The organism is Photobacterium lucens (genome assembly GCF_009873615.1).
Lineage (GTDB): Bacteria > Pseudomonadota > Gammaproteobacteria > Enterobacterales > Vibrionaceae > Photobacterium > Photobacterium lucens.
Genome location: NZ_SSMG01000091.1, coordinates 1 through 4,051, shown reverse-complemented (window position 1 = coordinate 4,051; position 4,051 = coordinate 1). Strand labels below are relative to the sequence as shown.

The following is a 4,051-nucleotide window of genomic DNA, read 5'->3' as shown; positions in this document are numbered from 1 at the left end:
TTGTTATTGTTATTATTAGCTAATTTCGCTCGTTAACGGAGCACCACTAACAGTTGACACTAAATTAGCTTCTGGTTTTGATATAAGCTTTGTTGCTAATGTCTTATCGCCACATACCACTTTTGCATTAACAGGATGATCGGACTCGGCAATATTGACATGAAACTTATTCATATACTTGACAGATAAACGATGACCGGGCAACCAAAATTGCTTCGTACTACCATCACCTAATTCAACATCTAAATGACAGCTAGCTCCAGTAATATATTTACTATCATCGGCATAAGTATAACCACTAGAACCATGTAATGCCGGATAGATATAGCTTGTTAATTTCTCTTGTGGATCGTAATAACCGACAAATGTTGTTACAGGCACCCCAAATTGTTCTGGTTTCTTTGTAATAGATGTCTCAACATGATCAATTTCATCCCAGCTAGAACCATTTGAGCGATACATTTTGTGCATACCACTAATGAGCATAATTGACTTTCCGTTTATGGTATAGAAAGAATTATAACCGGCCCAAGAAGTTAGACGAATCACACTACCACTAGGTACATTAGAAGCATCAGGAATTGGAATAGCATTCGTCCAATGTGAATTATCTGTTGTAATATCAACAATATCAGCATGTTCAAAAAGCTTCGTTACATACTCCAAACCATTTATCTGAGACAACAAACCAATATTTGCATTAGCAATATCCGCAATTGGGTGAACATAGCTAAATGGTTCCATTTTATGGGTTGTATTATTCCACTTTAAGTAACCCGTTGGTGATTCTTTAGAAAACACCATACGACCTTCCATTACTCGCTGTATTTTAGTGCTAGAGTATGGAGTATACATGGTATAACGGTTGTCAGGGTACATACTGCCCTCCCCGCCATACATAGCATCAAAGCCAAATTCAAAACCATGCCATGGTTTGACACAAATAAGCTCTTGATCAGGATGTTTCTTTGGATCACCAATGCACGAATGTTCATTCCTGTGCTCTTTATAGAAATTAGGGATAAATACATTCTTATCACTATCCCACCCCCACGTCGAATCTTGTTGATCGGCAGGGTGATGAATACTCATATCATAGCCTTCACTATGGCCAAGTTCCATACCATGACCCGCTTCATGACTCATTTCATTACCAACCGTGCCTTCTAGCGTAATAATACCACCGCCACCAGAAAGACCGTGAGATTGAACACCATTTTTGTAATTACCCATCGCCGTATGTGTCGTTAGCATTAAAGCAAGATCTGGATGAGAATCTTGTCCTGGACCATCAGTGGCGTTAATACCAAAGTTAGCACTATCAATACCAATAGAAATAAGTGATTTAGCAATATCTCCTCGCATATCTCCAGTATATACACCACCATCTGTTGCTGATGCATCAGTATATAGCGTACCGTCAGGCATCATGACTTCATTTAGGGTAATACCTTGATAACGACTTAAAACAAAGCGGCTCACTGGCAATGTTTGGTAAAATTCACGAGGTAAATTAGGGTCTTTCGCAAATTCCATTCTATCTGGACGCTTAGTCAACATACCAAGATCAATGGTATTCATATATAGAACAGTTGGCGCACCAACATTAATATTATCTAACGTACCAGTCTGATCACCATGAGTGAAATCTAAACGTAAACCATAATGCATCCATGATGCAGGAATTTTTGCCGTCCAGTAACCGTGTCCATAAGTCACTTTAGAGATAGCTAAATCTCCATCGGTAAACCACTGACCACCGACGTTATAAAACACAACCGTCTGACCAATATTAATCCCCATATAGGCATTACGTTCACCTTTGGAGATACTATTGGCATATCTCACATCAGTTGTATATGGGCTATCTGCCTTTAAAATCAGATATTTACCATCAAACTTTGGATTAAAATCAAGAAATAGTTTATGCAGACGCAACCACTGGGTTGAATGCAGAAACACACCGTCTTTACTTTCAATCAGCTGTTGATCTAAATATTCTGTATTGCCTTCTTCACCTTCAGTTGCAACTTTTGCAGTATCAATTGCCGTTAGCTTTGAAGGATCAAGATTAAAGTCGGCCTTGGTCAAATCCGCTTTAGGATTAACGCCAGAAATAGACGGTAATTTATATGGGCGGTCCAAAACTAATGTACCGAGCTTCGAACCATTGGCATCATAACCTTCCACTTTCACAGGCAAGGTTTCATCAAACTCTTTATCTTTAGCCTTAAACATCACTAAAGCGGTACGCTCACCAATTAGATGTTGAGTTGACTCCTCTGGTGTGTGAGTAACCTCTTTGCCATCTTTATAATGCACATGCACAAGGTTAGGTTTATGATTTTTCGACGGGATCACATGATTTTGAGCAAATAACACCGTACCTTGTAAACTTCCATCCAAATCACTTGGGAAATCATTAGTATTAAAGGCAATAGGTGGAATATAACCTACATCTTCAAAATTCACTTTAATCTGGCAATCAGCAGAAACATCATTAACAAGGTATTTGTTATCCTCTAAGGTGCCATTACAACCCGTAATGCTTTTTAGTTTATTCTTCGAATCAAACTTAATCGTAAATGCACCACTGCCCCCTTCAACCATTGTCATCTTTGCTGGCGTTATCTGACCGCTACCACTCACTAGCGTGGTAATCTCAATTTTATTATCTTTAACATGAAGATGAAGTGCTGCGCTAGTTGATGCCTTACCATCACTTACTGTAACCGTTACAGTGAAATCACCTTTAACATTCGCATCAGGCGTCGCGATGATCACACCCGTTTTGCTGTCTATCGTTAACCACTTCGGTGCATTTTCAAGACCATATGTGAGTACATCTTTATTCGCATCCGTTGCTTTTACAGTAATATCGGTTATATCACCCGCAGTTAACGTTTGTTCTGGCAATGATGTCCAAACAGGCGCTTTATTTTTGTTAGCAACAATAATGACCGTTACCCACTTCGATACAATATCCGTACCGTTGTATACACGCACATCCACGCGCATTTGACCAAGATCATTAGGTCCTGGTGTACCAAAAATCAGCCCCGTATCTGGATCAATATGCAACCAATCTGGACGGTCTGCTAAACCATAATGTAATGTTTTACCTTGTGGATCTTTCGCTGATACCTGATAGCTCAATGCATTACCTACTTCGCCAGTTATCGTGGCAGGAACAGTAACAATAGGAGCCGTATTGGCTTTAGTCACTTTCACTGTAACCCACTTCGATACAATGTCTGTACCGTTATATACACGCACATCTACGCGTATTTGACCAATATCGTTAGGCCCTGGTGTGCCAGAAATCACCCCCGTATCTGGATCAATATGCAACCAATCTGGACGGTCCGCTAAACCATAATGTAATGTTTTACCTTGTGGATCTTTCGCTGATACCTGATAGCTCAATGCGTTACCTACTTCGACAGTTAACGTAGTTGGAACGATAACGGTGGGAGCCATCTTGCTATTAATCACTATGACTGTAACCCACTTAGACGCAACTTCTGTCCCGTTATATACACGCACGTTCACGCGCATTTTACCAAGATCGCCATCGTTTGTAGGGGTACCCGAAATTACACCAGTATCAGGATCAATCTGCAACCAATCAGGACGATTTGATAAACCATAATGTAATGTTTTACCTTTTGGATCTTTAGCAACAACCTGTACACTTAAAGGCTCATTAATACGAGTGGTTAGCTCACTGGCTACTGTCACTAAAGGAGTAGAATCTGTCGCCGTATCACTCTTTTCTGATAAACGAGAAGACGTTGTTGATGGTGTGACATCAATAATAGATTTTTTATTATCAGTATGGGGATCAGACGACTCCGTATTTGACGATGATGTAGCAATATCCGTATCTGTACTTGTATCTGCGTAAGCAGAAAGACTTAAGAGAATGAGCGATGAAAGCAGAGTTTTTTTGAATAACATAAATATCTTTTTATTTTTATATTGAACGTATGAAAATACGCATAAGCTGAGCCACAAAAGATACGTTAAAAAAAAGAACCGTCAATATTTT

The 4,051-nt window shown here is 39.5% G+C and carries 1 protein-coding gene; it reads right to left on the bottom strand.

The window, feature by feature from the left end; all coding sequences use genetic code 11:
- Positions 1 to 15 precede the first annotated feature (15 nt).
- Complete coding sequence (locus E5A76_RS04895) at positions 16 to 3,960, bottom strand: M66 family metalloprotease (protein WP_161118260.1); 3,945 nt, start codon at positions 3,958 to 3,960, stop codon at positions 16 to 18.
- Positions 3,961 to 4,051 lie beyond the last annotated feature (91 nt).